The 13,469-nt window shown below is 68.2% G+C and carries 11 protein-coding genes; 1 reads left to right on the plus strand and 10 read right to left on the minus strand.

Annotation, left to right across the window (positions count from 1 at the left end; translation table 11 throughout):
- On the minus strand, nucleotides 1-1,070 hold a 1,070-nt coding region (locus tag LFM09_RS12665; protein WP_414096927.1), incomplete at its 3' end, for an IS30 family transposase.
- Nucleotides 1,071-1,256: 186 nt separating this feature from the next.
- Nucleotides 1,257-3,314, minus strand: coding sequence for a hypothetical protein (locus LFM09_RS12670; protein ID WP_414096597.1), 2,058 nt, complete (start codon nucleotides 3,312-3,314; stop codon nucleotides 1,257-1,259).
- A 145-nt stretch (nucleotides 3,315-3,459) separates the two neighbouring features.
- Here LFM09_RS12670 and rarD point away from each other — a divergent pair, with 145 nt between their 5' ends.
- Nucleotides 3,460-4,383 (plus strand): EamA family transporter RarD, encoded by a 924-nt coding sequence (gene rarD / locus LFM09_RS12675; RefSeq protein WP_414096598.1) that lies wholly within the window; start codon nucleotides 3,460-3,462, stop codon nucleotides 4,381-4,383.
- 3 nt (nucleotides 4,384-4,386) lie between these two features.
- Here rarD and LFM09_RS12680 read toward each other — a convergent pair whose 3' ends face one another.
- Genes LFM09_RS12680 through nuoH form a run of 8 tightly spaced genes read right to left on the minus strand, consistent with a single transcriptional unit; the run spans nucleotide 4,387 to nucleotide 13,466 of the window.
- Complete coding sequence (locus LFM09_RS12680; RefSeq protein WP_414096599.1) at nucleotides 4,387-5,388, minus strand: polyprenyl synthetase family protein; 1,002 nt, start codon at nucleotides 5,386-5,388, stop codon at nucleotides 4,387-4,389.
- 19 nt (nucleotides 5,389-5,407) lie between these two features.
- Nucleotides 5,408-6,982, minus strand: coding sequence for an NADH-quinone oxidoreductase subunit NuoN (gene nuoN, locus LFM09_RS12685; protein ID WP_414096600.1), 1,575 nt, complete (start codon nucleotides 6,980-6,982; stop codon nucleotides 5,408-5,410).
- Nucleotide 6,983: 1 nt separating this feature from the next.
- The gene (locus tag LFM09_RS12690; RefSeq protein ID WP_414096601.1) at nucleotides 6,984-8,552 is read right to left on the minus strand and encodes an NADH-quinone oxidoreductase subunit M; all 1,569 of its coding nucleotides are present in this window, start codon (nucleotides 8,550-8,552) and stop codon (nucleotides 6,984-6,986) included.
- Nucleotides 8,549-10,483, minus strand: coding sequence for an NADH-quinone oxidoreductase subunit L (gene nuoL, locus LFM09_RS12695; RefSeq protein WP_414096602.1), 1,935 nt, complete (start codon nucleotides 10,481-10,483; stop codon nucleotides 8,549-8,551). Before nuoL ends, LFM09_RS12690 begins: the two co-directional genes overlap by 4 nt.
- 10 nt (nucleotides 10,484-10,493) lie before the next feature.
- Nucleotides 10,494-10,793 (minus strand): NADH-quinone oxidoreductase subunit NuoK, encoded by a 300-nt coding sequence (gene nuoK / locus LFM09_RS12700; RefSeq protein ID WP_414096603.1) that lies wholly within the window; start codon nucleotides 10,791-10,793, stop codon nucleotides 10,494-10,496.
- Nucleotides 10,790-11,638 carry an NADH-quinone oxidoreductase subunit J gene (locus LFM09_RS12705; protein ID WP_414096604.1) on the minus strand — a complete coding sequence of 283 codons (849 nt, stop codon included), beginning with the start codon at nucleotides 11,636-11,638 and terminating at the stop codon, nucleotides 10,790-10,792. Before LFM09_RS12705 ends, nuoK begins: the two co-directional genes overlap by 4 nt.
- Entirely contained in the window at nucleotides 11,635-12,168 is a 534-nt protein-coding gene (gene nuoI / locus LFM09_RS12710) for an NADH-quinone oxidoreductase subunit NuoI (protein ID WP_414096605.1), read from the minus strand. Before nuoI ends, LFM09_RS12705 begins: the two co-directional genes overlap by 4 nt.
- Nucleotides 12,169-12,170: 2 nt before the next feature.
- Nucleotides 12,171-13,466 carry an NADH-quinone oxidoreductase subunit NuoH gene (nuoH, locus tag LFM09_RS12715; RefSeq protein WP_414096928.1) on the minus strand — a complete coding sequence of 432 codons (1,296 nt, stop codon included), beginning with the start codon at nucleotides 13,464-13,466 and terminating at the stop codon, nucleotides 12,171-12,173.
- Between the last annotated feature and the right edge of the window lie 3 nt (nucleotides 13,467-13,469).

Raw genomic sequence — 13,469 nt, forward strand, 5'->3', positions numbered from 1 at the left:
GTTTTGCGTGGGCGGTCGTTGAGTTCGGCGGCGACGAACGCGAGGTGCTCGGGAGTGTGGACGGACAGGTCTGTGCCTTTGGGGAAGTATTGGCGCAGCAGGCCGTTGGTGTTCTCGTTGGAGCCGCGTTGCCAGGGGCTGGCGGGGTCGCAGAAGTAGACGGGGATGTCGGTGGCCAGGCTGAACGCGGCGTGCCCGGCCATTTCGGCGCCCTGGTCCCAGGTCAGTGATCGTGTGAGGTGCGCGGGCAGCGTCGCGATGGTGTCGATGAGGGCGTCGCGGACCTGCTCGGCGGAACGGCCGTGGGGCAGGTGCACGAGCATCACGTAGCGGGTGGCGCGTTCGACCAAGGTGCCGATCGCGGAGGCGTTGTCCTTGCCGATGATCAGGTCGCCTTCCCAGTGTCCTGGGATCGCGCGGTCCTCGACCTCGGCCGGTCGTTCGCTGATCATGACCATCGGGCTGATGAACCGCGACTGGCGCTGCCCTGGTTGGCGGCGGGGTTTGCGCACGGTGCGGCCGGTGCGCAACGCGCGAGCCAGTTCACGGCGCAGCTCGCCGCGTCCCTGGACGTAGAGGGCTTGGTAGATCGTCTCGTGGACCACGTGCCACTCCGGCCGGTCGGGGTGTTCCCGTCGCAGGATCGCCGCGATCTGCTCGGGACTGCGTTTACGCGCCAGATGGTCCTGCACGACCTGATGAAGCTCGGCATCGGCCGCGAGTTTGCGGGTCTTGGGCCGTGGCCGGCGGGCGTCGGCACGGGCCTGGGCGGCGTGGGGCCGGTACTGCCCGTTGCCGGGATGGCAGTTGCGGCGGATTTCCCGGCTGATCGTGGACGGGCTGCGTCCGAGCTCGGAGGCGATCTGACGGATCGTGGCCTTCTCGCGCAGCCGGTCCGCGATGTGGATGCGGTCGTCCTCACGCAGGTAGCGAGAAGACGCCGAAGGCGGCACCACCGCGGTGATCGGTGCTGCCGCCTTGTCCTTGCCGGACGCGGTGCGCCCGTTACGCCAGCGCCTGCCGGTCTTCAGGTTGACACCAACCAACCGGCACGCTTCCTTGTTGCTCACCCCTCGCTGCACGAGCCGCAAGTATTCGGTCCGTTCCGCGACGAGCTTGCGCGGCCCTTGCGGCTTTCGCTCCACCCGGATCTGAAAGTCCATCGCACCCCCTGAACTGGGGTGTTGCGACAACTCCTAGAACCCAAGCAGGAGCAGCTGGCGGGCCTTTTGCGTTGGTCTGTGCGAACTCCTCGGTCAGGGTGCCGGTCGGAACCCTGCCTTCTGGGCATCGGACTCGGTGCGGAACCACACGTCGGCGCGGGTCTCCACGAAGTTCGCGGAACCCTCGGTGTAGTAGCGGCGGCCGGTCAGGGTCGCCTTCACCGCGAAGTCGTTGGCCGGCGCGTGGCCGTCCGACTTCGGCAGCACCGAACCCGGACCGAACGGCGAGCGCGGGTTGAAGCCCTCCGGCTGCTGGAACCGCGACGAGCCGGGAGTGCCGTTGGCCGGACGGCCGCCGGTGGACGGCGAGAAGCCGACCGGGCGCGGGCGGGCCGGCAGGGCGGCGGCCGGTGCCGGCTGGGCCTCCTGCGGCTTCGGCTGCTCGAAGGCGGCGAACGCCGAGAAGCTCTGCTGGCGTTGCTGGGTGGTGCGGCGGGCCTCGCGGATCGGCAGGCCGGCCTCGGTCACCCGCTGCGGCAGGTCGGTCTCGACGGGCTCGGGTTCTGGCTCCGGCGGCGCGGCGAGCAGGGGCTCGTCGCTCGGCACGAACGTCGGGACGAACGGCTGGTCGTTGGCCGTGTCCGGGAGCTGGCGGGTCTGCCCGAGGGCGGGCAGCGGCTCGTCGGCGTCGAGCAGTGGTTCGAACAGCGAGCGCGGGCGGTCGGCGACCGGTTCGGGCGCGGCCGGGGCGGCGGGCGCCTCCACCGCGTGGTCGAAGGCGGCCGCGACGGCGCGGGGCTGGCGGCCGGTGGTCTCCAGCTCCGTCTCCGGAGGGGCACCGAACGCGGAGAACGGCGCAGGCGCCGGGGCACCGGGAGCGCTGAAGGGCGCGACGTAGCCGACGCGCTCGGGCTCGGGCTCAGGTTCGTCGTACGCGGCCGGTTCGGGCTCGGAAACCTCGGGCTCGGAGACCTCGGGCTCGAACGCCTCGGGCTCCAGCGGCTCACGACGGGCGTGCGCGGGACCAGGCTCGGCCTCGGGCTCCGGCTCGGTGAAGCCGGGCTCCTCGGCCAGCGTGGACTCGAACACGCCGTTGCGCACGTGCGGAGCGTCCAGGTCGACCGGCTCGACGAGCTGGGTCTGCTCGGCGGGCGACTCCGGCTCGACGAACCCGTCCAGCTGGCCGGAGATCTCGTCGCGCAGGCCGGGGTACTCGCCGGTGAGGTCGTTCGCGGGCCAGGAACTCTCCTCGACCGCGATGAACGTCGTCTGCTCGGACTGGGTGGCCTGAGCGGGCTCGTCCTCCTGCTCGGCGGCCTCGTCGAGGAAGACCTCCTGCTCCTGCTCCGCCCAGACCTCGCGCGGCTGGTAGAAGAAGTCGTCGGCGACCTCGTCGACCTCAGGCCCGGCGGTCGGCTCGTGGGCAGGCGGGGCGACCTCGGCGGTCGGCTCCACGGTGGGCACGAACGACGTCTGCTCGGCCGGGAGTTCCGGCTCGAAGTCCTCGAAGTCCGCGGCCTCCAGGCCGGAGCGCGGCAGGACCGTCGTCATCTCGGCAGGAGACTCTTCTGGCGCGTTCTCCGGGGAGAGACGCTCGAACAGCGAACGCGGGCGGTCGTCGTCGGCGTCGGTCAACGCCTTCTGCTCGGCCAGCTGCTCCTCGAAGCGGCGCTGGGCCTCGTCCGGCTCCAGGTACTGGCGGACCGGCGCGGAGGGCTCCTCCACCGGCTCAGGCTCGGCGACGGGGACGGCGGCGGTGACAGGCTCCTCGACCACCGGCAGCGGGGCGGGCTCGCCGAACGGCATCGGGGCCGGCTCACCGGACGGGGCCGGGACGGGCTCACCGAAGTAGGCGGGCGGCTCCACGTACGGCGCGGGAGCGGGCGGCGGCACCGGCAGCGACGGTGGCGGCGGGGTCAGGACCTCGTCGCTCAGCGAACGCGGCGGGACGTCGTCCCACTCGTCGACCTCGAAGTCGTCGTCGCGCGTCTGCGTCGCGATCGGCGGAACCGGCCGGCGCGCGTCGAGAAGTTGATCTTCGAGATCGGCGATCCGCTGGCGCGCGGGTCGCACCATGACCAGCCAGGTGAGCAGCACTCCCGCGACGAACGCGAGCAGACTCCACAGCCAGACCTGCCCGAAGACATTCACGGGTAAGCCCCTTCTACGACCACACTCCGACCCCACTCACTCGGAAGGGTGAGCATGGCCAAACTACAGTGCCTTTGATGATGCTCCGTCACTACGCCGTTCAGCGCAAATAACCAGCCGAAACCCCAGCGTAGAGTGGGATTTTGTGCCGCCGCTGACTACTTCGACCATCACTTCGCCAGAAGTTCACACCCAGGGGCGAGGTGTCACCTACGGCGCACTCGCCTACATCCTTTGGGGCCTGTTCCCGGCGTACTGGCCACTCCTCGTGCCCGCACAGCCGGTCGAGGTGCTCGCTCACCGGATCGTCTGGTCGTTCGTCACGCTCGCCATCGTCGTCGCGATCCTCCGGCGGTGGCGTCCTTTCCTTGAACTGTCGGGAAAAGGCTGGCTCATCGTTACCGCCGCGGCCGTTTTGATCACGGTGAACTGGGGCACGTACATCTACGCCGTCAACGCCAAGCACGTCGTCGAGGCGGCACTCGGCTACTTCATCACGCCGCTGGTCAGCGTGGCCCTCGGAATGATCTTCCTGAAGGAACGCGTGCGGCTGCCGCAGACCGTCGCCATCGGCGTCGTCATCGCGGCTGTGATCGTGCTCACCGTCGACTACGGCAGGCTGCCGGTGATCTCGCTGATCCTCGCCTGCTCGTTCGGCATCTACGGCCTGCTGAAGAAGAAGGTGCCGCTGGACGCGATCTCCAGCCTCACCGCGGAGAGCGCCGTGATCGCCCCGCTCGCGCTGGGCTACCTGCTGATCCTCGGCAGCGCCAACACGTTCACGACCGAGGGCGCCGGCCACACGTTGCTGATCCTGAGCACCGGCATCGTCACAGCGGTCCCGCTGGTGCTGTTCGGTGCGGGCGCGCAACGGATTCCGCTGATCACCATGGGCATGCTGCAATACCTCGCCCCGATCCTGCAGTTCATCTGGGGCGTGTTCGTCGTGAACGAGCCCATGCCGCCCAGCCGGTGGATCGGGTTCGCCCTGGTGTGGCTGGCCCTGTCGATCTTCACGTTCGACGCGGTGCGAAACCGGCGCAAGCACCTGCTCGCGCCGGTCGAATAACACCTATCGGGTACGGGCCACGACGTAAGTCGCGAGCTCTTCGAGAGCGTCGCGTGCGGCGCACGGCGGGAGCTTGCCCAGCTCCGTGCGGGCCCGGTCCGCGTACTCGTCGAGGGTCTCGCGCGCCTTGTCCATGCCGGACGACTTGCGCAGCAAGGTCAACGCCTCGTCCACCAGCTCGTCCTCGACGATCGGCCCCGCCAGCAGCTCGGCGAGCCGCTGTTCGGACGGGTCCGCGAGCGCGTAGAGCATCGGCAGCGTCTTCACGCCCTCGCGCAGGTCGGTGCCCGGCGTCTTGCCGGACTCGACCGACGGCGAGGCGATGTCGATGACGTCGTCGGAGATCTGGAACGCCGCACCGATCACCTCGGCGTACCGGCGCAACGAGTCCGTCTGGTCCTCGGTGGCGTCGGAGAACATCCCGCCGAACCGGGCAGCGGTGGCGATCAGCACACCGGTCTTCTCCTCGATCACCCTCAGGTAGTGGGAGATCGGGTCCTCGCCGGGCTGCGGGCCGACGGTCTCGCGCATCTGGCCGGTCACCAGGACCGAGAAGGTCTCCGCGATGATCCGCGCCGCCGTCGTCCCCAGATCGGCGGTCAGGCGGGAGGCGTGGGCGAACAGGAAGTCGCCGGTCAGGATCGCGATGCTGTTGTCCCACTTGGCGTTCGCGGACACCGCGCCACGCCGCATGGTCGCCTCGTCCATGACGTCGTCGTGGTAGAGCGTGGCGAGGTGTGTGAGCTCGACCACAGCAGCGGCCTTGATGACCTTCTCGCGGTCCCACTCGCTGCCGAACTGGGAAGCCAGCAGTGTGAAGAGCGGGCGGATCCGCTTTCCGCCCGCCTCCACAAGGTGAAGCGAGGTTTCCGTCACCGGGTGGAACTCGCTCTGCACGACGTCGTGCAGGATGCGCTCCACCTCGGCCAGGCCGTCCTGGACTACCTCGGTGAGCACGGGGTCCACCAACGCGAACCCCGGTCCCTCATGCTCGCTACTGGTCACACCAGCAGACTACGTACACCTAGCTGAGGAAGGTGCCGGTACCCGCCCATTCGAGCACCAACGTGGGCCACAAACCCAACACCAGGGTCACGACCGCACCGAGAGTGATCGCGACCGTGGTGAACGCACCGGGCAGGCTCACGGTCGGGCCGTCCGGCGCCGGGTCGCTGAAGTACATCAGCACGATCACTCGCAGGTAGAAGAACGCCGCGACGGCCGAGGCCACCAGCGCGATCACCACGAGCGGGGTCAGACCGGCGTCGATCGCCGCGCTGAACACGACGAACTTGCCGATGAACCCGGACGTCAGCGGAATTCCGGCCAGTGCCAGCAGCAGGAACGTGAAGACGGCCGCGATGATCGGCGACCGCTTCGCGAGACCCGCCCACTGCGACAGGTGCGTCGCCTCGCCGTCCGAGTTGCGGACCAGCGACACGATGCCGAACGCGGCGATCGTGGTGAAGCCGTACGCCAGCAGGTAGAACATGGTCGCGCTCACACCGGGCGTGGTGCCCTCGGGCGTCAGCGCGATCGTGCCGATCAGCAGGAAGCCCGCGTGCGCCACCGACGAGTACGCGATCATGCGCTTCACGTCGGTCTGCGTGAGACCCAGCACCGCGCCGATCACCATCGACACGATCGCCACGCCCCACAGGACGCCGCGCCACTCCCACTGCGTGTTCTCGAACGCCACCGTGAGCACGCGCAGGATGCCACCGAACGCGGCGACCTTGGTGCACGCGGCCATGAACGCCGTCACCGGCGTCGGCGCGCCCTGGTACACGTCCGGGGTCCAGGCGTGGAACGGGCCGACCGCCGCCTTGAACAGCAGACCCACCACCAGCAGGCCGAAGCCCGCGAACAGCAGCGTGTCCGAGCGGTCCGTGCCGGCCGCGGCCGATGCGATGGCCGAGAGCTTCACCGAACCCGCGTAGCCGTACAGCAGAGCCACGCCGTACAGGAAGAACGCGGAGGCGAACGCACCGAGCAGGAAGTACTTCACAGCCGCTTCCTGCGAGAGCAGGCGGCGACGGCGAGCCAGGCCGCACAGCAGGTACAGCGGCAGCGACAGGACTTCCAGCGCGATGAACATGGTCAGCAGGTCGTTCGACGCGACGAACGTCATCATGCCGCCGAGCGCGAACAGCGTGAGCGGGAAGACCTCGGTCTGCATGCCGGTCTTCGTCGCCTGCGCGCGGTCCTGGATGGTGCCGGGACGGATCGCGGCCTGGGCCACGAACGCGCCACCCGGCTCCACCGAGCGGTCGGCGATCAGCAGGATCGACCCGAACGCCAGCACCAGCAACGTGGCCCACAGGAACAGCGACGGCGAGTCGACCGCGACCGTGCCCGCCAGCGTCAGCACTCCGTTACCCCGGTCGGAGGTCGCGTAGAGGACCAACGTGCCGGTGGCCGCGACCAGCGTCACGAGCGACAGCACGAGCTGCACGGCCCACCGCTGGTGCTTGGGCAGCAACGCTTCCAGCAGCACGCTGAGGCAGGCCGCGCCGAGCACGATCAGCACCGGCGCGATGGCGAAGTAATCGATCTCGGGCGCCTGGATCTGCTGCGCCTGAGCGACGAGAAGGTTCACGTCACTTGCCTTCCTGCACGGAGACCGGGTCGGTCACGCCGACCTCGGTCAGCGTCGCCCCGACAGTCGGGGTGATGACGTCGAGCACCGGCTGCGGGTAGAACCCGAGTGCCAGCACGATGACTACGAGCGGTGCGAGCACCGCGATCTCGCGCTTGTTCAGGTCGCCGATCGTGGTCTTCGTCTCCGGGTCGCCGACAGCGCCCGGACCTGCGGCCGCACCCACGAGCGCGTCGCCGCGCAGCGGGCCGGTCATGATCCGCTGGTAGAGCCACAGCACGTAGAGCGCCGCGAGCACCATGCCGACCGTCGCGATGATCGTGGCGACCGGCTGCGTCGGGAACGAGCCGATCAGCACCAGGAACTCGGAGACGAACGAGTTCGTGCCCGGCAGCGACAGCGTGGTCAGACCGGAGAGCAGCAGCATGCCCGCGAGCACCGGCGCGACCTTGGACATGCCGCCGTAGTCGGAGATCAGCGACGAACCACCGCGGGCGATCACCATGCCGACCACCAGGATCAGCATGCCGGTCGAGATCGAGTGGTTGAGCATGTACGACACCGAGCCCACGCCGGCCTGCGACGTGAACGAGAAGATGCCGAGCGCGATGAAGCCGAAGTGCGCGATCGAGACGTACGCGAGGAACCGCTTCATGTCCCGCTGGCCCGTGGCGAGCAACGATCCATAAAGGACACCCGCGACCGCCAGCACGATCACGAACGGCGCCAGGTTCTTCGACGCCTCCGGGAACATCGGCAGCAGGTAGCGCAGCATGCCGAACGTGCCGACCTTGTCCAGGATGCCGACGACGATCACCGTGACGCCGATCGGCGCCTCGGCGGCCGCGTCCGGCAGCCAGGTGTGGAACGGCACGAGCGGCGCCTTGATCGCGAACGCCAGGAAGAAGCCGAGGAACAGCCACGTCTGCGTCGTCGAGTCGGCGTCGCGGACCACCGTCACCAGGGTCGCCCAGTCGAACGTGCCCTTGCCCAGCTCGTCCGACGCCATCGCGTAGGCGCCGATCGCGGAGGCCAGCATGATCAGGCCGCCGAGGAACGAGTACAGGAAGAACTTGACCGCCGCGTACTGCCTGCGCGCGCCGCCGTAGCCGCCGATCAGGAAGTACATCGGGATCAGCATGACCTCGAACAGCACGTAGAACAGGAAGACGTCGGTGGCGGCGAACACCGCGACCGTCACGGCCTCCTGCACCAGGATCAGCGCGAGGTACCCGCCCTGCGAACGCCCGGCCGGCAGCTTCTCCGTCCAGCCAGCACCGATCACCAGCGGGATCAGCAGTGCGATCACCGCGATCATCACCAGCGCGATGCCGTCGATGCCGAACGACAGCCGCACGCCGAACGCCGAGATCCAGTCCACGCCGGAGGCGAGCTGGATGCGGTCGCCGTCCGGGTCGTAGGCGAACCACAGCAGTCCGGCGAGCACCAGCTCGATGGCCGAGAACCCGAGTGCGACGTACTTCGCCTTCAGGTCGTCGTTGCGCAGGAACGCCACCACCAACGCGCCGACCAGCGGCACGACCAGCAGTGCGATCAGAACCCAGCTCACGAGAACCTCACCACCAGGAGCGCCCCGAGCACGAAGATCGAGCCCAGCAGCATGGACAGTGCGTAGGAGCGGACGAACCCGGTCTGCAGCCTGCGCAACCGGCCGGAGCTACCGCCGAGCAGCGCCGCGGTGCCGTTGACGACACCGTCGACGCCCTTCAGGTCGAGGTACACCAGCGCGCGGGTGAGCCAGGTGCCCGGCCGCGCGAAGAGGGCCTCGTTCAGAGCGTTGCCGTACAGGTCCGCACGAGCGGCGCGGACCGGGAAGGACACCCGCAACGGGCGCTCGACCGGCTGCTTGCCGCGGGCGAAGAGCAGGAACGCGAGTCCGGCACCGAGCACCGCGAGCGCGACGGTCAGAATCCCGACCATCCCGTGCGAGATGACGCCGTGCTCCTCCTTGAGCTCGCCGAGCGTGGGCTCGAGCCAGCCGGCCAGCCGTCCGCCGGAGGAGAGGAACCAGCCACCGCCGATGGAGCCGACCGCGAGGATGATCATCGGGATGGTCATCGACAGCGGGGACTCGTGCGGGTGGTACTCGCGGCCGTCCTCGGACTTCAGCTCCTTCCATCGGGGCTTGCCCAGGAAGACGAGGATCAGCAGGCGCGTCATGTAGAACGCGGTCAGCGCGGCACCGAGCAGCGCCACCCCGCCGAAGACGTACGGACGCCAGCCCTCCCCCGTGAACGCCGCCGCGATGATGGCGTCCTTCGAGAAGTAACCGGCGAACGGCGGGATGCCGATCAGCGCGAGGTAGCCGAGCGTCCAGGTGACGAACGTGACCGGCAGGTACTTCGCCAGGCCGCCCATCCGCCGGATGTTGCCCTCGTCGTTCATGCCGTGCATGACCGAACCGGCACCGAGGAAGAGCCCGGCCTTGAAGAAACCGTGGGTCAGCAGGTGCATGATGCCGAGCGCGTAACCCACCGGGCCGAGGCCCACCGCGAGGATCATGTAACCGATCTGCGAGACCGTCGAGTACGCCAGGACCTTCTTGAAGTCGTCGTAGGCGCAACCGATGATGCAGCCGATCAGCAGCGTGACGCCACCGATGATCATCACGACCAGACGGCCGTCCGCGCTCAGGTTGTAGAGCGGGTTCGCGCGGGCGATGAGGTACACGCCCGCGGTGACCATCGTTGCCGCGTGGATCAGTGCGGACACCGGGGTCGGACCGGCCATGGCGTCCGGCAACCAGGCCTGCAGCGGGAACTGACCCGACTTGCCGCAGGCGCCGAGGAGCAGCAGGAGCGTGATCGCGAGGACCTCCGCGCCGCTGAACTCCTGCACCCGGTTGAAGACCTCGGTGTACTGCGTGGTCCCGAGGCGGTTGAACATCAGGAAGATCGCGATGGCCAGGCCCAGGTCACCGACGCGGTTCATCAGGAAGGCCTTCTTGGCCGCCGACGCCGCTTCCGGCTTGTACTGGTACCAGCCGATCAGCAGGTACGAGGCGAGACCGACGCCCTCCCAGCCGAAGTACAGGGTCACGAAACCGTTGCCCAGCACCAGCAGGAGCATCGCCGACACGAAGAGGTTCAGGTAGGCGAAGAACTTCCGCCTGCCTTCCTCGTGCGCCATGTAGCCGATCGAGTAGATGTGGATCAGCGAACCCACACCGGTGATCAGCAGCACGAACGTCAGCGACAGCGGGTCGATCCGCAGTCCGAACTCGACGGTCAGCGCGTTGATGTCCACCCAGTTGAAGAGGTGCACGTTCTGCGTGCGCTCTTCCGGGGACAGGCCGAGCGTCGAGAAGAACAGCGCGAGTCCGTAGCCGAACGCGCCGAGGATCGTGGCGCAGCCGAGCAGGTGGCCCCACTTGTCGGCGCGCTTGCCACCGACGAGCAGCACGGCCGCGCCGAAGGCGGGCAGCGCCAACAAAAGCCAGGCGAGAGAAGCGATCCCGCTGGCGGCAACTGGTTCCGTCACCGGTGACCCCTCAGTACTTCAGCAGGTTCGAGTCGTCGACCGAGGCCGAGCGACGCGTCCGGAAGATGGACATGATGATCGCGAGGCCGACGACGACCTCCGCCGCGGCGACGACCATCACGAAGAACGCCATCACCTGACCGTCGAGCGAGCCGTTGATCCGCGAGAACGTCACGAGGCTCAGGTTGACCGCGTTGAGCATGAGCTCGACGCACATGAAGACCACGATGGCGTTGCGGCGCACCAGGACACCGACGGCGCCGATGCTGAACAGCAGTGCCGACAGCAGCAGGTAGTAGGTGGGAGTCACGACTCACTTCCCTTGAGCGCGTGCGCGTCGGCCTCGTGCCCGGTACCGGCCACCTCGGCGACGTCGTCCGAGAGCGTTGCCTTGTCGGTCGCCTCGATGACCTCGAACAGCGACTCCTCCGACACGCTGCCGTCGGGCAGCAGCGCGGGGGTGGCCACCGAGTTCGCGGTGGCGAAGACGCCGGGGCCGGGGATGGACCCGACCCGCTTGCCGTCCTGGAAGCGCTCCTCGACGAGTTCCTTCTGCGTCTTCTTGGAGGGCTTCCCGTCGCGGCCGACGAAGGCCAGGATCATCGCGCCGAGGGCGGCGGTGATCAGCAGCGCCGAGGTGAGCTCGAACGGGAACAGGTAGTCCGTGAAGAGCTTCTGGCCGATGTTGCCGACGTTGCCGCCGTTCGTGGTGTTCGCCTCGGCCAGGCCGCGCGACTCGACCGAGGTCAGCGCGCGGGCGACGGAACCGACCATCAGCACGGCGAACCCGATGCCGAGCAACGCCGCGGCAAGTCGCTGGCCGCGAATCACTTCGACCACCGAGTCCGAACTGTCCCTGCCGACCATCATCAACACGAACAGGAACAGCATCATGATCGCGCCGGTGTAGACGATGATCTGCACGAAGCCGAGGAACGGCGCCTGCTGGACCATGTACAGCACACCGAGGCTGAGCATCGTCACCACGAGCCACAGCGCGGAGTGCACCGCGTTGCGCGCGAAGAGCATGCCGAGCGCGCCGGCCAGCGCGAGCGGGCCGAGCACCCAGAAGGTGATCGCCTCGCCGGTCGTCACGACGTCGGCCACGCGCTGCACGGGTTCCGGCTGCTGAGCGAGGAAGGTCAGGAGGCTCACTGCTGGGTCCCCTTACCTTCTTGGGCCACCTTCGCGAGCTGCGGGCCGTTCACGTAGTAGTCCTGCTCGTTCTCGCCGAGCCGCATCGGGTGCGGCGGCTGCTCCATGCCGGGCAGCAGCGGGGCGAGCAGGTCCTCCTTGGTGAAGATCAGGTCCTGGCGGTTGTCGTCGGCGAGCTCGTACTCGTTCGTCATCGTGAGCGAACGGGTCGGGCACGCCTCGATGCACAGGCCGCAGCCGATGCAGCGCAGGTAGTTGATCTGGTAGTCCATGCCGTAGCGCTCACCGGGCGAGTAGCGCGCCTCTTCGGTGTTGTCGCCACCCTCGACGAAGATCGCGTCCGCCGGGCAGGCCCACGCGCACAGCTCGCAGCCGACGCACTTCTCCAGCCCGTCCGGGTGCCGGTTCAGCTGGTGACGTCCGTGGAACCGCGGCGCGGTCACCTTCTTGACCTCGGGGTACTCCTCCGTCACCACCTTCTTGAACATGGTGCCGAAGGTGACGCCGAAGCCTTTCAGGGACTCGAACATCCCTACTCAGCCTCCTTACCGGTGGTGACGGCTGCCGTGTCCTTGGGGATGTTGGCGACCTTGACCTTGCGCTTGGGCGCTGACTTGGGAACGGCGAGGTCGAGCGGCGGCACCGGGAACCCGCCACCGGCGAGCGGCACGCCCTTCGTGTCCTGCACCTTCTTGTCCGGCAGCAGGAACGAGACCAGCAGTACGAGGCCGACGATCACGCCGAGCGCGATGAGGCGCTGCGCCGTGGAGAGCTGCTGGATGGCACCGGTGCGGATGACCGCGACGGCCATGATCCAGACGAGGCTGGTCGGGACCAGCACCTTCCAGCCCAGCTTCATGAACTGGTCGTAGCGCAGGCGGGGAAGCGTGCCGCGCAGCCAGATGAAGAGGAACAGGAAGCCCAGCGTCTTGATGATGAACCAGAGCAGGCCCCACCAGCCGGTGTTCATGAACTCGCCGCTCCACGGGGCGTGGTAGCCGCCGAGGAAGAGCGTGGTCGCGAGCGCCGAGACGGTGACCATGTTGACGTACTCGGCGAGGAAGAACAGCGCGAACTTCAGCGAGCTGTACTCCGTGTGGAAACCACCGACCAGCTCCGACTCGGCCTCGGGGAGGTCGAACGGCGCGCGGTTGGTCTCGCCGACCATCGACACCACGTAGATCACGAAGCTGGGGAACAGCAGGATGCCGAACCAGCCGGGCAACGCCCCGAGCACGACGCTGGCCTGGGCTCCCACGATGTCACCGGTCGACATCGAGCCGGTGAACATGATCACCGCGACGATCGACAGGCCCATCGCGATCTCGTAGGAGATCACCTGTGCGGCGCTTCGCAGTGCACCCAGCAGCGGGTACGGCGAGCCGGAGGCCCAGCCGGACAGCACGATGCCGTAGACGCCGAGCGAGGAGCAGGCCAGCACCACGAGCACGCCGACCGGGAGGTCGACGAGCTGCAGCGCGGTCTGCTCGCCGAACAGGTTGACCTCGCCCGCGAGCGGGATCACCGAGAACGCGAGGAACGCGGGGATGCAGGAGATCACCGGGGCGAGGAAGAACACCCACTTGTCCGCGAGGACCGGGCGGATGTCCTCCTTGAAGGCGAGCTTCAAGCCGTCCGCCAGCGACTGCAACCAGCCGTTGGGGCCCACGCGGTTGGGGCCGGGGCGGTGCTGCATCCGCGCGACGACCTTGCGTTCCCAATTGATCATGAACAGGGTCATGACCACGAGGAAGGCGAAGATCGCGACGACCTTGATCAGGACCAGCCAGATCGGGTCGTCCGCGAGCAGTTCGGCGGTGTCGCCGATCTC

Source organism: Lentzea alba (assembly GCF_047445655.1).
Classification (GTDB): Bacteria; Actinomycetota; Actinomycetes; order Mycobacteriales; family Pseudonocardiaceae; genus Lentzea; species Lentzea alba_A.